9 protein-coding genes and 1 riboswitch are annotated in these 16,198 nt (G+C 47.3%); all 9 genes read right to left on the bottom strand.

The features are described from left to right. Nucleotides 1-125: 125 nt before the first annotated feature. Nucleotides 126-953, bottom strand: coding sequence for a hypothetical protein (locus QHH26_11355; protein MDH7482551.1), 828 nt, complete (start codon nt 951-953; stop codon nt 126-128). Nucleotides 954-1,196: 243 nt separating this feature from the next. Then, nucleotides 1,197-2,654, bottom strand: coding sequence for an FGGY family carbohydrate kinase (locus QHH26_11350; protein ID MDH7482550.1), 1,458 nt, complete (start codon nt 2,652-2,654; stop codon nt 1,197-1,199). 122 nt (nt 2,655-2,776) lie between these two features. Further along, nucleotides 2,777-3,499 carry a C40 family peptidase gene (locus QHH26_11345; protein ID MDH7482549.1) on the bottom strand — a complete coding sequence of 241 codons (723 nt, stop codon included), beginning with the start codon at nt 3,497-3,499 and terminating at the stop codon, nt 2,777-2,779. A gap of 192 nt (nt 3,500-3,691) precedes the next feature. Continuing rightward, nucleotides 3,692-3,825, bottom strand: a riboswitch (cyclic di-AMP (ydaO/yuaA leader). A 204-nt stretch (nt 3,826-4,029) separates the two neighbouring features. Further along, entirely contained in the window at nt 4,030-5,526 is a 1,497-nt protein-coding gene (locus QHH26_11340) for a radical SAM protein (protein MDH7482548.1), read from the bottom strand. A gap of 367 nt (nt 5,527-5,893) precedes the next feature. Next, nucleotides 5,894-7,879, bottom strand: coding sequence for an excinuclease ABC subunit UvrB (uvrB, locus tag QHH26_11335; GenBank protein ID MDH7482547.1), 1,986 nt, complete (start codon nt 7,877-7,879; stop codon nt 5,894-5,896). 96 nt (nt 7,880-7,975) lie between these two features. Further along, nucleotides 7,976-9,943: an invasin domain 3-containing protein gene (locus QHH26_11330; GenBank protein ID MDH7482546.1), complete on the bottom strand. Its 1,968-nt coding sequence runs from the start codon at nt 9,941-9,943 to the stop codon at nt 7,976-7,978. Between the two features lie 133 nt (nt 9,944-10,076). After that, complete coding sequence (locus QHH26_11325; protein ID MDH7482545.1) at nt 10,077-10,817, bottom strand: hypothetical protein; 741 nt, start codon at nt 10,815-10,817, stop codon at nt 10,077-10,079. Between the two features lie 46 nt (nt 10,818-10,863). Continuing rightward, nucleotides 10,864-11,658 (bottom strand): hypothetical protein, encoded by a 795-nt coding sequence (locus QHH26_11320; protein MDH7482544.1) that lies wholly within the window; start codon nt 11,656-11,658, stop codon nt 10,864-10,866. A 49-nt stretch (nt 11,659-11,707) separates the two neighbouring features. Further along, nucleotides 11,708-16,198: hypothetical protein (locus QHH26_11315; GenBank protein ID MDH7482543.1), on the bottom strand; the 4,491-nt coding region annotated here is incomplete at its 5' end.

Here is a 16,198-nt window from a genome sequence, read left to right as displayed (position 1 = left end):
CTAATCCTCCTTTTAACTTATAAACTGCTTTATTGTGCTCCGAAGATGAGACCTTTGTCAACCTAAAAAGTAAGCCCATGGAAAAATCCATGGGCTTATCTACTAGCTTAAAATAACATTTTGCGTTATTGTCGCGGTTGGGGCGGAGGGGGTGGCGGAGGCATGGGCCCTGGAATAGGTTGACGACCATCACGCGGGCCATCATCTCGACGCCTACGCCAGTCCTCGAATCTCCGACGCATCTCCTCTCGCTGCTCGGGCGTTAAGTTTTCAAACATCATATGTCGAATCTCGTGCATAACTTGACCTCTCTGCTCGGGTGTCATCTGAGCGAAATAACTCCAGACTTCCTGAGCAGCAGCTCGGGGGTCGGAAGGCGGCATCATTACACTTATGCTCTGGACTTGCTTTGGTCCCTCCTGAGCTTTCTTTGCCGCTTCGGCACTTGCGCTGGACTCCCCACGCACCAAATATACCGGTTTAAGTTTCAAATCTGCCGCCATACTGTTAACCTTTTCTGCTTCGAGCTTAACTCCCGCGGCAAATATGGTTGCACTTTGTGAAGCCGAGTCTTCCAAAATTAACGAGTTATTACCGAGAGCCTTCAACGCATCCAGCAGATTAATAAGCTTTGTTGCATCTAGCTTACTAGTATCAGAACCTGCGCTTGTATAGGTTTTTACCCAGGTCAGTTTGTTCAGCTTACAGATTGTGGCTAACGCCTGTTCAGGCTGAACATCATTAAGGCTACAGGTCACCTTCCCTTTGATATTTGGGTCCACTACGATTGTGATCTGAGCCTTTTGAGCCAGCGAACTCAGCGCTTGACTTATGTCCATATCAGCAAAGTCAATCGAGATAGTTGATTGCGCCGGTGTCTGCTGTGGCTCTTCAGCAGCGAATGCCATTCCAAGGGACATTGCAATTAATAGAAGAAGCAATGAATATCGCATTTTTACACAACCTCCTCAGCGTTTCAACGCCTAGTTCGTATATTAGACGCATTTTTATTTGTCCAAGTTCACAATAATTTTTACCCTCAAAAATAAATTTTCCTTGCCAGGGAAAGGCTACCCTATATGGCATTCAAACAAGCAAGTTAAACTTAGAAACATTGGAATTATTATAGAGGCTACTCCAACCTCTTGCTAGCAATATTTACCCTTGACCTAAGGAGCCAGAAACGGCTTTGTCTGCTATGAATAACCTCGGCTGGCGCACGCTTCACGAAAAACGCGGTAATTGACGTCGTATAGTTCGACTTTCTTTGGCTCAGGCTCCACTGCCTCACCCACCTTAACCATGGCGCTCACTGCCAACTCAAGGCTTTCGAATAAAGTTTTGGAGGCAGCAATTACTGCGGCACCGACAGCACACTCGGTGAGCTTTGGACGAACGATTCGGCGGTTTAGAATGTTAGCACGAACCTGCATCCATTCAACACTTTTTGCTCCGCCGCCTGTCGTGTAAATAGTCTCGCCAATCTCTGCGCCGAGTTCATCAAATACCTCCAGGCACCAGCGCTCGACAAAGCCAACCCCTTCGAGATACGCTGCGTAAAGGTCGCGGCTATCCCTAGGCTGTCCTAAGATAAATCCCTCCGCGTCGGGATTTACAAACGGGAAGCGCTCCCCTTTGCGAACTAACGGGTAAACTACTAAGGCGGTTGGTGCATATTGAGGCACGTAAGCATCTAATTCATCAAGATTTTTGCCGCTAAAAAGTTTTTCCAAGCATTCCGCGCCAACATTGCTTGCTCCACCGGGCAGCCAATACCCCTCTGGATGGACATGGCAGTAAATTCGTCCGAGAGGGTCTTTTACTAGTTCTTTTGAAACCCCTTTAAGAACCATCGTGGTGCCTATGGTCGTATCCCAATCACCAACTTTGACCGCACCAGATGCTAGGAACCCGGCCGTGCCATCTGTTACCCCTGCAACCACTGGAATTCCGCTTGGAATGCCAGTTTCGCGTGCAGCTTTCTCCGTAACTTGGCCTATGACCAAACCAGGGGTTACAATTTGGGGGAGTTTCTCAATGGGGATGCAAAGAGATTCCTCAATAAAAGCAGGCCAGCGACGATCAATAAGGTCATAGCCCGTCTTAAGCGCGTTGGAGGTATCGGACATATGGAAATTGCCCGTAAGTTTGCTAACAAGGAAATCAACTGCGTGGGCAAATACCGATGTCTGCTCGAATATTTCGGGCTGGTTCTTTTTTATCCACAAAATCTTTGGAAGAGCAAAGGCTGATGAAAACTTATATCCCAGCTTTTCAACTAGGACCTTACCAGCAGAATTACACTCTTCCGCTTCTGTAACAGACCGAGCGTCGTTATACATAATTGCGGGTCGAAGCGGCTCACCCTTGCGGTCAAGTGGGAGAATCGTGCCCGAGGTCGAGTCAACTGCGATAGCTTTAATTCCTCGAGGATCGCGACCACATAGTTTTAATTCATCGGTCACCTTTCGGAGACATGCAACCGCAGCATTCCACCACTCATGAGGATGCTGTTCTGACCAACCAGGCGGAAGCAACTCAAGGTGTGCAGACGTAGCAAATGATTGGGATGCCTGCGCCAGCACCTCGCCTCCAGCATCCAACACTAAAGCTCTTGCGCCCTGAGTCCCCACGTCCAAGCCAAGAACGTACATTTTTATCCACCAAGGCGCTTTTTGACAAAACTTAATGGATTTCCTTCAAATTTAAAAATTGGGCGCTTTGTAATGCAAAAAGCCTAGAGAATCTGCAAATTAACCTTCGATATCTCGGCTTTCTATTCTCGAGAATCGGCAACCTTGCTAAAATCTTTATACCGCCGTGCGCCGGCAAATCTTTTCGAGTAATAAGGGTTACTCAGATAGTCAACCCTAACGCCTCGTTTTCGGCCAGCCGCATGGATGAACTGTCCATTGCCAATCCAAATGCCGACATGGGTTAGGGGTCCACGTGTATTAAAAAAGACAAGGTCGCCAGGCAGCAAATCTTCTTTTTTTACAGGCTTGCCAAGCTTAAACTGCATTTTTGCATTATGAGGTAGATCAATACCCTCTTTTAGGTATAGCATTCGCGTCAGACCCGAGCAATCAATACCATCCCTTGAAGTGCCACCCCATTTATAGCGTCCTCCAACGTAGGAGAATGCTCTGCTTATTAGGTTTCTCGTCCCAGCTATGACTCGAGATACAAAGTTCGCATCTTTATTGTCATTACGTTTTGCTGATGATTCCTTATTCGCATTTGGGTGGTCTTTTTTATCGGATGAACTGCTAAATATTGGATCAAGGATAATGTGGAGTTCTTGTGCGGTAAGATCTCGCCCCTCGATAGGCACTTGAAGCTTTTGTTCTTCATTTGTTTGAGGATTCTCTACGGCTTGATTCGAACTAGAGGACTTTGTTTTTTGACCTATGGGCTCTGCAAAAACATAATTTAAAAAAGTAAGAATCATGCAGATAATTCCAGTAGTTACTACTGTTGCCTTTCTGGCGCTTCTCAATTTCTCACTCTCCTGACCTGATATGAGATTTGCCGCCTGCCGTCAAATACAACCGGCATAATCACACCACTAAAAGGGGAAGTAAACATCTAGAGGGTCAGGGCAAACAAATATAAAAAGCCACGATTGGGGAACGTGGCTCAACGCAACTACCTACGAAAGGCTTGCAAGAGAAGACCAACCTTACAATTTATTTTCTCTTCACAACGCCTACGGAGTTAGCTGACGGGCTCGGGCTGAAGAGTTACCCTACGCATATGCGATGCGCCCCAACCACAAAAAGCGGTTCCCCCGTTCTCCTGACGGAAATTCGGCGACTTTATTTTGTTTTCAAACGAACTGCTGGCAGACTATTCGCTGCCAACACTAGCCGTGAGTATAACACAGCGCAAAACGCATGTCAAGAGTAAAATTGCTTTGCCAAACAAATTAAAACAATGAGGGGCCACCTCCAGCCAAGCACAATAATTTTTGCTATTGGCGACCCCTCGTTAAAATTCAGAATTACCACAAGAACCGTTTTAGCTATTTTAACGGCGAATAGCTGGTTCCTCTGTACGATCCTTGGACTCAGCTGGAAGCCTTGTAACCCTGCTAGTAGCCGGCGGAATCCAATCAGGAGCCTTGTAAACATGTGCAAACCATGCATAATCGGCAGTTTGCGTCCAAACTGGGTCTGCATATTCTTCGCGATATTCCTTTGCAAATCGATCCAAGAACGGCTTAATCTCCGGACCCAGCAGGGCATCACCACCCTCTTCACTTGGACGCGCCCCCGTGACTTTAACAACTCTCTCAGCTTCGTCAGGGTGGTCCATGAATCGGCAAGGTGTGAGTGGGTTTCGCTGATGCTTCAGACCTTTGCGAATTTCGGAGAAGAGAGGAGAGCGAAGTGCTTCGAGAAGGCTTGTATTGCGAATATTATGGGTTGTAAACTTAAAGAAGACGCAAGGCTCAATGTCGCCGCGGTTGTTTATGTGCAGGTACCGACCGCCAGCAATGCAGCCTTTCGAAATCGGACCAGAATTCCAGAAATCAGCAATGAAGAGTCCCTTCTCGCGAAGCATATCCCAAGTAAACTGACGGATGCGGTCTCTTTGCCACGGGGTTACTACAAGCGAGGTATCCGGATTCTTACCCACTGGAACGTACATAAAATACCAGCCGTACAAGCATCCCTTTTTCATAAGATGGTCAATGAACCTTGGGTTGGTTGCAACTTCAAAATTCTTGCTGGTATACGTGAGCGAGAAACCAAAAAGCACGCCCGCCTCACGTAGCTTATCCATTGCTGCCATAACTTTGGCATAGACTCCTTTACCCCGCCTTGCGTCGGTTTCTTCTTCCCAACCTTCAAGGCTGATAGCAGGCGAAAGGTTACCGAGTTCTATAAAATCGGCGACCTTCTCATCGTTGATTAGCGTTCCGTTTGTGTACATCATGAACGCCTGGTCCTTGTGTTTTGCGCAAATTGCCTTTATGGTTGGCCAAATTGCAGGGTGCATTGGCTCCCCGCCGGTAAATACAATAAATGTTGTGCCAAAAGACTTCAGCTCGGTAACCAATTTATCTATTGTATCGAAATCGAGCCGCTCATTTTCTCCCTTAGTGACTGCGCTCGCATAACATCCGACACATTGCAGGTTACATTCCTTAAGTGGAGAGATAACCGCCAAGCACGGCGGCTCGAAACCCTCTCTCTTTGCGAACTCAGCCCTTGTTTCTCCCTTTATCCACCAAGGAATCCACAAAGCGTTGAATAAAGACATTAGGAATTTTGGATGAACTTCGGAAACTACACGGCGCGCAAGGCGAATCGCCGGATGGTTTTTCCTAAAAGCCTCATTTAGCTGTCTAAGCTGCTCCCGCTGCCACTCTTCATATGGAATGTACTGAGCAATTGAGGTAAGGAGCGCTAGACCTTTCTCAAGCCGGCCTATGGCTTCGAGTCGGGGAAGAATCTTAACTAGCAGGAGTGTGATTAGCCGAGCTAATCTCTGCCTAGCAATGCGACGGTATTTGCCCAATGTGCATACCTCCTTTACCAAACGTCACCATCGCTGAAATCCATTCCAGCAACGGCCTAAGACTAGCTCAAGAGTGTCAGCATTGGCATTCGAGATTATATTCCAAACATAGCCACCTGTCAAGCAACCGGCTAATTCATATGTTGTTCTCGGCTTATGCTCCCCTATTTGATTGGAAGAAGACACCCTTCGGTATTCTTACTCAATCTTTGGTTACAGCCATTTGCCGCACTCTCCGGATTAGAGTATACCTACAAGACGTCACTAATTAAGCAGGTGAGGCAAATTCGACTTAGGCTCGCATTCGTAATTTGTGAAAAAGCAGCTGAATGTACAAAGGGGAAAAACGCGGATAAGTACCCAAAACCTATTTTAGAGGCAGCAGCTTTTTTAGGCGGATAATCTCGTCGCGCACCTCAGCGGCATGTTCAAAATCAAGGGCTTTTGCTGCCCGACGCATTTCTTTTTCCAAATCCGCAAGGACTAGCATTATCTCATCAATTGAGGCATTGTCAGAGATGTGTGGTTTTATTTTGTAATAAGCCTTTTGTTCCGCTACCTTCTTAGCCTCTATTACGTCACGCACTGCTTTAACTACCGAAGCGGGAGTAATCCCATGCTTTTCGTTATACTCAATTTGAAGCTTTCGGCGGCGTTCTGTCTCCTCGACTGCGCGATGCATCGAACCAGTTACGTCGTCGGCGTACATAATTACTTTTCCATGGATATTTCTCGCCGCACGGCCGATTGTTTGAATCAGCGAAGTTTCAGACCGAAGAAATCCCTCTTTGTCTGCGTCCAAAATTGCAACTAAACTCACTTCTGGAAGGTCAAGACCCTCGCGAAGAAGATTGATTCCAACCACCACATCGTAGACGCCAAGGCGAAGATCACGCAATATCTCGTTGCGGTCGAGTGTATGAATCTCCGAGTGGAGATAGTGAACCTTAATATCCAAATCCAGCAGGTAATCAGTCAAATCCTCCGCCATTTTCTTGGTTAAGGTAGTTACAAGAACACGTTGCCCCTTGGATGCGCGCTCCTTAATCTCATGCACTAGGTCATCAATTTGCCCTTGTGTCGGACGTATTTCAACTTCAGGGTCAACCAAGCCAGTTGGCCGAATTATTTGCTCCACAATTTGCTCGCTATGCTCCCTCTCATAAGGCCCAGGAGTTGCCGAGACAAAGATGACTTGATTGACACGATCAATGAATTCTTCAAAACGAAGCGGCCGGTTGTCCAACGAGGATGGGAGTCGGAATCCAAATTCGACGAGCGTTTCCTTTCGCGAGCGGTCGCCCTCATACATACCATGAAGTTGTGGAATAGTCTGATGGGACTCATCAATGAAGATAAGATAATCATCAGGGAAATAGTCAAGCAAACATGCGGGCGGCTCTCCAGGTTTTCTGCCATCTAGGATACGAGAATAGTTCTCGATTCCGGAACAATAGCCTACTTCCCGCATCATCTCCATGTCGTACCTAGTGCGCTGCTCAATTCGCTGTGCTTCGAGCAACTTTCCCTGCCTTTTGAAATATTTAATGCGCTCCTGGAGCTCAGCCTCAATCTCGGCAAGAGCACGCTCTAGCACATCAGCAGGCGTGACAAAATGCGTTGCCGGATATACAGTAATCCGTTCCTCCCTGCTTAATAACTCACCAGTAAGTGGGTCGAGAATGGAAATTCTCTCGATGGTGTCGCCGAAAAATTCAACCCTTATCACCACTTCCTCGTCCGCAGGTTGAATCTCGAGGATGTCACCCCTTACTCTAAACGTCGCTCTTTGTGGCGCGATATCATTTCGGGAGAACTGCATTTCTATAAGCTTTCGCAGCACTTCCTCGCGGTCGTATGTTTCGCCCTCTTTTAAAGCCAATATTGTCCGCTTATACTCAGAGGGTGAACCCAGCCCGTATATGCAGGAAACACTTGCCACGACTATGACATCTCGACGCTCAAGAACGGCCTGCGTCGCAGAGTGGCGCAACCGGTCAATTTCGTCATTGATAGAAGAATCTTTTTCAATATACGTATCTGTTTCTGGAATATAAGCTTCGGGTTGATAGTAATCATAATAGCTGACAAAGTATTCGACAGCGTTATGAGGAAAGAACTCCCGAAACTCACTGCAGAGCTGAGCAGCAAGTGTTTTATTATGGGCAATCACCAGCGTGGGTCTCTGCACTTGCTGAATAACGTTCGCCATCGTAAACGTCTTTCCAGACCCCGTGACGCCTAGAAGCGTCTGGAAGCGATATCCTGCGTTCAACCCTTCTGTCAACTGGCGGATTGCCTTAGGTTGATCGCCCTTTGGTTCATATTCGCATACTAATTTAAATTCGCCCATATCTTCTTCGGTACAATAAGTAGAATAGCTTAAATGATTTTGCTTTGTTCGCACATATGTTCGTGATTTTTCGATTTGCGTCTTTATAATTATACTTCAAAATGCGCCGGTGCCCAACTCGAAAAGTATTTTATGCTGTGATTTCGACCAAACAGCCATCACTTCTTGATTGCCGATGCGCTTCCCAAGTGCAACTTCAAAATCATTATAAGTATTTGACACCCATGTCGTACCGTTGAAAGAAGGAAACTCATTCAGAGTAGATCTGAGTCCAATTCGCCAATCTTCATTGAGCCTATAACTTAGACTACCAAACATAGTAAGCGAATTAGTATCAAGCCCTTTTATAGCATAAATAGAAGCGTTCCACTTCCGCATATCACCAACAATCCACGAAGCCATTAGGCTCTGTTTGTCTAGAAGCTGGCTGGAATACCCTGCTCTTTCTGCGAATCTGTAGCTCAACATGAATCGGTTGTTGCGGGATATATTCCAATTCAATGAGCCATAAGCATTTATGCTCATGCCAGATAAACTAGATGCGCCAAAGACATAACCAATGCCAACCGAAGTTCGAAAATCTAAGTCACGGGAAAACTTGATAGGCGATGAAGTAATGTTTCCACGAAGGGTTTCTGAAAACCCATCATTTTTTTCATCGCCTATCTCTGTATATCTGAGAAAAGAAGAAATATTGAATTTAAAAGGTGAATTGCCAATCTGCTTTGGCCGCGTTTGAACAGCAAACTGTCCCATCCAAAAAGGCGTTGCGCCTGGCGACCTACGCGTATCTATATTTATGCCGAAGCTAAGATTATCCAACCTTTTGTTCAGATTTAGTGATCCCCAGAAATCTCTGTGAGCAGGATAGTCTAGGTAGATTGATGCATCTGTTTGATTATCAAAGCGCTGGGTGTGAGTGAAATGTGCGCCCCAATCGCTGCCTGTAATTTGACTTATTACCAAACTTCCTTCGCCATGGTCTGTGAAGTACCTTTGCCGCATATCGATGAACCACCCTGGCGGCCGTCCATACCAGCCCCATCCCATCGGCTGACCATGCCGAAGAAGCAGAGCCCCGCTTGCATTTGGGCTCAGCATATAATATAGAGGCACATTTAGCGCGAGCCCTGAGTTGGTATATCCAACGTATTGGTCACTATCTGGCTGGTAGCCGGTTAGCGAAAGGACATAAAGCGGCAGGGAAAACATTCGCTTTCCATCAACGTAAAGGCTAGCTCGCCTAAATTGAATTTTATCATTAGGAAAAACAGTAGCCTCCTTCGCCTTTACGAGGATTCCAGCACTCGAAAGATCAGCAAAGTTGAAACGCTGGGGTGAATATTCGGGGCTATCGCCGAAGGGAACGCCTTGATTTGGGTCGCCTCTCAAGTCCACAGCGCGCAGTCCACCTTTGCTTGTTGCCAGGATTACGGCTTGCTCTATCATTAAATCTGTTGCGAAAAGTTCACATTCTGTCGTTCCCTTATCCGTACTTATCTTTATTGGCTTGCCTAAAGCTCCACGGGCTACAATTTTGTTTTCTTCGAGGTTTATCTGAACCGCATCGGCTTCCATGCGAATTATTTTGCTCTGGAGACGTACGTTACCAATCGCCTCAAGAACTTTGTGGTCAGCGCTATATGCAACGTAATCGGCGATGTCAATGGTAATATATCTCCGATTCTGGGGCACTTGTTCTTCTTCGCCAAAGGTTACGCTCGTCTGAGCTGCTGCACGGCCCTCAATCCACGTAGCCGTTATAATGCATGTGCCTTGAATTTCGGAGGCAATGAGTTTTGCCCTTGCAACTCCAGCCGATGTTTGCGCACTCTCATCAATCACTCCGAGAGTTGCTGTGAAACGAATTTCAGTTCCGTCTGGTGCAAGGGCTCCGTCCGAATCTCGAACCTCCGCATTAACAGTTGCAATACTCTTACCATCCGCCGGAACAACAACTGGATTAACTCTTAGAATAATAGTACCCATTGTTCCGCCGAGTGTGGGAAGCGGGAGCATTATGAATAGGTACAAGAAGGCAAGTGTAAGTGTTTTTGTGCGCATTGCGGTGTAATGCTAAAACATTTTGAGATAGCTGTCAATGTGTAAGCATAAAAGATATTTTCGCGGTTAAAAAGGCCCGCGCTGTCATTCAGTCACGGGCCTGATTGGCATATTTTAGGCGAGTTGTTTTTACCTAGCCTCCTCCGCCAAGAAGTAATCCCAATAGCAAAGCGCCAAGCATTGCCGGAAGCATGTTATCTTTTCTGTTGGTCTCAGCAGCAATTGAATTTTCCTGCTCCGTCATTGTGACCCCAAAATCAGCTCTCGTAAGACCCCGCTCTTTTTCAAAGAATTTATCCACGATGTCTGATACCGCCTGGATGCATAGAGCTTCCTCGGTTCTGCTTGCAGTTTCGGAATCTGCTTTTGCAACTGCTGTTGCCTGCACTACCTTCTTTGGAGTTTGAGCCGCGATATCCAAATACTCTAACTTAGCCTCAATCTCGACGCTTGCTTTGCTTGTATCATAGCGGTACTTTGTCAGCGACACGAGCACGGCTCCTCCGATTCCCATTTCGCTACAGACTTTGTATGCCTTCGCCTCTCCGGTGGCATCTGCCTCAAATATATCTGCTGTTTTTTCATCGAGCCTCTGCTCGCGTATCATGCGCTGAACAGAAACATTTTTAATATCATACGCTACTACCCGAATGCCAGGTTGTTCATTCAATCGTTCTTTAATAAGAATGAACAAGTCGGCCGCACAACGACTAGCCCCTCCGTTAGATTTAACTGCCACTGGAAATAGCATGACTGTCGTTGTCAGCCTGCTTTCCGGCTCAGCACCACTGCAATACCCTGTGCCGAAAAGGGATAATGCTATACACGTAATACACAGCAAGCAAATCCTTGCCACAAATAATTTCCTGCCCACGGTCATATACGCTCCTGTCATATGACATCAAATATCCTTATAGCGATTAGAACGGTGGAGGTGGTGGCAATTCATCCCCTCCGCCAGCAGAACCACCTCCGCCACCTCCGCCGCCACTTCCGAGGAGCAAACCTACGCCTAAAGAAAGCAGCAACATCGGCAGCCATGAATTCTTCTTGCTTTTTCCGTTTGTCTTAGCTACAGCTGCTGGCTTGGAAGTCGTTTCAGCATGATATTCTTGCCCGGTTATGCCAGAAACAAGTTTTTCGCTTAACTCTTTCACCGCCTCAGCTGTTATACTTTTCTGGGTTGCTGTGGAATCACCGGCAGACCTTGCCCTTATGCCAGTAGCAGTCAGGGTGTCTACTTTTTTGCCAGTCTTGAGATCATACCACTCTAGGGTAGCAGTCACTCTTGCCTGTCCTTTTGCCGCGTCCCACACGCACTCATCTAGCGAGCCAACAACCGCGACATCGGCTGACAACAATCTGGCTAAATCAAGCGCGCGATTTATGCTAGCTTGGTCGCTAAAGAAAGGACCCTCAAAACTCAGCTTTTTCTCTGGTTGAGAAACGACGAGTCGTTGTATCGCCGGCAGACGGGTGGAAAAAGGCAGAACGATATATTTCGGACTGCTTTCCAAGCCATGATTTAATAGCATGCTGAGTTCTTCAGCAACTTTAATATTCTCGTTGTCTACAACATCCAGCGGGAACGTCACTACCGTCTGTGTATAAATCTCCGACTTCCCGGCTGCAAGAGCACCGCTTGCTAAATAAGGAATACTTAGCAAAACAACCAATAACCATGCTAAAATTCTAGCTGCTCTAAATCTATGCATCACTTGTACTCTTCCTCTCTCCTAACACGGCTGGATTCCCAACCACTTGTTACTTTCCAACAATTATGCGGAATGGCCTGCCTCCAAGAGCCGCTCTCGCTGGCAGTATGAAGGAACTATCGCTCTTCATATCAACAGATTTACCTGAAAGCTCGTCAACGAGAGTCAAGCTTATATTGTCTGGAACGTTCTCAATACCAGGCCATGTGAGTTCGATATCTCCGCCACCCTGGTCTGTTGCCACAACAAATCGCCACGACTTGCCGGTAATCTCGCCAGACTTCAAGTCAATCGCGTACATACCGCCATTGTCATCGGTAAAGTAGACATCCACGAATCCCTCAAAGTAAGCAGGGCTCTCTACTCGCAATGTCGATTTAGCCATACCAAAGTAGTTTTGCTCATCTACAAGATCATCAAGCTTGGCTACGAGGTTCACTTCCCAAATCGGGGCACTGGCTCCTGCCGAAATAGCCTCTTTAATAGCCTGAGTTTCTACGCTCATTCCATCACTAGGTGGCGGCGGGAAGTCGTTGCCAGAGAACCGAAGCTGACAATTCTTAAACGCACGAATCCAATAACCATGCCATGGCTTCAGCGTTCTTTCAGCCCCTGACCTTGTGGCATGAACTAATCTATACTGTCTTGTGGCTGCGTCATAACCCCAACCGTAGTCTCTTACCCAACCTCTACTTGCTGCAGTTACTAGGTCAACGGGTTCGCTACCGTTGTAGGAAACGCGCAGGTCAGCCCAGTTTACTTCATTTATATATGGACAACCTATTTGGTTCCATCCAGGTTTAAGCTCAACCGTCACTGTCGATGTATTCAAAGAACCCTTAGGAGCAATTACCTTGGGCACATCCGTCTTGATCCAATAACCGCGCCCTTGGAATATTCCTGGGAAGTCAAAGTCGGTTCTATATCTCGGCAGTAACGAATAGATTTTGTAATTCCCAATCGTTGGGTCATATGCTGCAACCGCATATGGTGGGTCACTGCCAAACGTGGTATTGACGAAGCTATTGTTTGGCCTCATCGGAATCGAGATTAGGTCAAGACCAGTCACTGTATATGATGGACCAAGCACTGTGACTGATATTTCTGGCGAACTTGTCTCTTTGTAGTCGCCTGAACCAGCCCACGTTGCTTTCAACTTCCAAGTTCCTGTAGCACTTGGCGTCCATGACTTCGAATAACGCCCATCCGAACCAGTATTTACATACATGGTTACCAGATCGCCATCCGGCTCTGTAAGCGTTATCGTAAGCTTTACAGACATTGCCGGCGTAATCTTGCCGCTTATGGTTGTTGCTTCTCCAACCGCGGGCGAATCACCGCATTGGATGGTGATACTTGCTGTCGGGCGTTCTTTAACCACAGGCCCAGTGTAATGGTCTGTTGGAGGCTCAGGATTAACTGCTTCGTCAAGCCAGTCGGAAGCCTTGAAGAAGAATGTATGGTTAGTGCCCGCAGACAGTCCTGACTGCAAATAAGTATATGTCACACCCAAGGTGTAGTCATTCTGACCTGGGACCTTAGTCATCAAATGAGCGTGTGCTTCATCGGTTCCGTCAATGTATACCTTAACATATTCAGGGTCTTCGCCCAATGGGTCGAGATACTTAACGGTATACGTATAAGTAGAGTCATCAAAGCCCGTCGCCGGCTCAACCTTGCCTCCAACTAGTTGAGGTGGTAGATTTGCATGCACTCGCGGTCCAATCTTTTCCGGCGTTGGCGTTGCATCTTCTATACCATCCGACGCGGTGAAGTAGTACTTGTGCTCTACGCCTACAGCGAGCATATTCCTTATCGAGTATACATAGCGGACGCCATTGACATAGTCCGTACCAGAAGCTGGGTCTGGATACCCCTTAATCTCAATCCGTTCGCCATCAATATAAAGCCCAAGCGTGAACGGCGGCTGTCCATCGGGGTCTTTATATATTACGCTGTAGGTATACTCGCGGCCAGCGTTGTGCTCGATTGGCGTCACCTTCGGTTCGAGGAGCACGGGCTTGCGGTTGACAACATACGTATAGTATCCAGTCGCCGGGAGGCGGGTTACCAACCACCCATCGCTAGCCTCGAAGTAGTACCTATGAATGCCGCCAGTCGTCACGGTCACTGGCGCCGTCATTACAACCCCAGTTACCCAATCACTCAAACCAGTTGGCAACAGGTCTATTGAGTGCACATTATCTATTACAACGCGAACATAGCCCTGTGCCTCTGGACGACGGGTTGGTGGGTCGCCATTATCGTCTCTATATGTAACGGTCGCCGTAAACTCGTCAGTAGCTTTGCCAATCTGTGGCAGAATACTTCCGTCGGAGAGAACCGGGGCAACGTTACCAGGAGGCGCAGATTGGATAACTATGGGACCAGAAATGTCACTTTCTGTTATTGGGAATCGCACAACCGTTTGTCTCGTTTTGTTATTCTGCCCAATTACCTCTGTAGTAATGCTCTTAAACCGGGCTACATAACTGCCGGCACCAAGGCCAGGTATTCGATACTCGTACACAACACCGTCAGTATAGTTGTTATCAGCCGGGTCTTGCTTCTGAAGCTGTAACTTGCCTATGCTGAATGTGTCATCCACCTGCAGCCCTGATCCCGTCAAGTCCTGGATTAATGTCAGCGTATCCTCGGTATTGGACAGAATTGTGAACGCAGTACCTGAAAGCTGGCCACTCGTTATCTGGAGCGGCAAACCTTTGAATTCATCAACAGTCCAACCCGGAGACTGACCGTCAATTGTCACTGCGGTGATGGTATTCGCGCCTAGTGCAGCTACTTTGGCATTGTGCTCAATTTCACGAGCCTCAAGGCTCGTGGTAGCTTTGTTCACATAGACAACAGGGTAGCCAGCATCCGGCGGTTCGTTATTCAAGTCAGTATAAGTGACGCTGTAGTTGACCCACTGGGCTGGGCTAATACCTGTTACGGGATTTGGATACACGGTTCCAAGTGTAAGAGTCGGCGGATCGTTCACATATGGACCAATTATCTGAGTAAGTCCAAGGATTGGACTATCGGACGAACGTGAGCCGCTTGCATCATACACTGCATATCCTGCTCCGTCGGACGCTTCGAAGTAGTATCTGTGGACACCTGGCGAAAGCTTCATTGTCGTCTGGTATGTTACGCCAATCTTGTAGTTCGGCGTCCCAACGAACACAGGAGAAAGGTCATATGGCACGTCATCAACCTTTACCCTAACAAACGAAGGCATCTGCCCTTGCGGTCCATCTTGGTCCGAATATACCACCGAGAACCGAAATGTAGTTTGGCTTGTGCCAGGGTTAGGGGAAACTTGCCCTGCAGTCAATCTTGGGGGGGTGTTCAACCCAACCGAGGTTGGGCCAGGAACACCAAACCAATACTGCATTTTAATTGTTGTGGCACTTGTGTATAGCTTGATTACGCCATTCTCGAAGTCCGAATTTTCAATATCGTAGCTTAAGGGTTTATTCGAAGCGTCATAAACCAAAGGATATTCATACAATGGCCAGTTCTCGCTGTCGTAATATTGGTCTCTAACTCCCCCACCTGTTGGCACTCCTGCTACTAGCGGTTTGTGAGCTGTGAAGAAAGTATCCGTTGGCGTTGGTGATGTGAGGGTCTCCATCGGATTCCAAATTGTATGAGCGCTTGTACTGCCGGTAGATGGGTCATAAACAGCTGGATCTATACCGTCTGCAGCTACCATACAATAGTAATAACTGACTGCCGTGGGATCGCCGCCCAACCGTGTAAGGAAGCTGTAGTCTTTCCCATCGGTATATACTACATCCGATGGATCGGTAGGCAACATTGCGTGGCCACCATCCCATGTAATCGTTCCATCCGCATGCACCGTTCCAATATAGACTATTACATAGGTTGGCGGTTGATTATCCGCGTCTGTATAGCGGACCGAGTATCTCCACAATGTTGCTGAATTTGCTGTTCCGTCTGTTGATTCAACTTTGCCTAACGAGAGAATTGGCTTAGTGTTCGGTTTTATAAATGGTCCGTCTATCCAGTTTGGCACATCTCCGGACCGAGGTGGATACCAAACCTTTTCACCGTATATTCTTTCATTGGGGTCTGTTACTATTCCCCAGTCATCGACAAACTCAAAATAGAATTTCCGCTGGCCAGGCTGCAAGACGTGTTCCAAATTTGCAGAATCAAACTTGTAAACTACGCCGTCATCGTATTTATTGTCACTTTTGTCAAGTTTCTCCATGACGACCCTTACAGCGCCACCGTTTTCTAGGGTTCCGCCATCACGCAATTGAATAATGAGATGCGCCTGATATGGCCTTTGGTTGTCGGCGTCCCTATAGGTTACAGTCCAACGGAAATTATCTCCGGCGGTGCCGATTTTTGGCTCTACCTTTGCATCTAAAAGCTCAGGCCTATGGTTGATATATGGTCCCCAAATCCAGTCATTGCCACCTCTAACAGGCCACTTTACTCTCTTTTTCCCATCCGTAGCTGTGAAGTAGCAGACGTGCGGGCCAGCTTCAAGCGAAATAGGCGAAGG

The sequence above is a fragment of the Armatimonadota bacterium genome, from assembly GCA_029907255.1.
Taxonomy (GTDB): Bacteria; Armatimonadota; UBA5829; order DTJY01; family DTJY01; genus JAIMAU01.
The sequence above is the reverse complement of the archived record's forward strand: the minus strand, read 5'-3'. Positions and strand labels throughout refer to the sequence as shown.

What these genes read in the sequence shown, in the direction of transcription:
- QHH26_11355 (MDH7482551.1), bottom strand. Translation starts at nt 953, where the DNA reads ATGCGATATTCATTGCTTCTTCTATTAATTGCAATGTCCCTTGGAATG.
- QHH26_11350 (MDH7482550.1), bottom strand. Translation starts at nt 2,654, where the DNA reads ATGTACGTTCTTGGCTTGGACGTGGGGACTCAGGGCGCAAGAGCTTTA.
- uvrB (MDH7482547.1), bottom strand. Translation starts at nt 7,879, where the DNA reads ATGGGCGAATTTAAATTAGTATGCGAATATGAACCAAAGGGCGATCAA.
- QHH26_11330 (MDH7482546.1), bottom strand. Translation starts at nt 9,943, where the DNA reads ATGCGCACAAAAACACTTACACTTGCCTTCTTGTACCTATTCATAATG.
- QHH26_11320 (MDH7482544.1), bottom strand. Translation starts at nt 11,658, where the DNA reads ATGCATAGATTTAGAGCAGCTAGAATTTTAGCATGGTTATTGGTTGTT.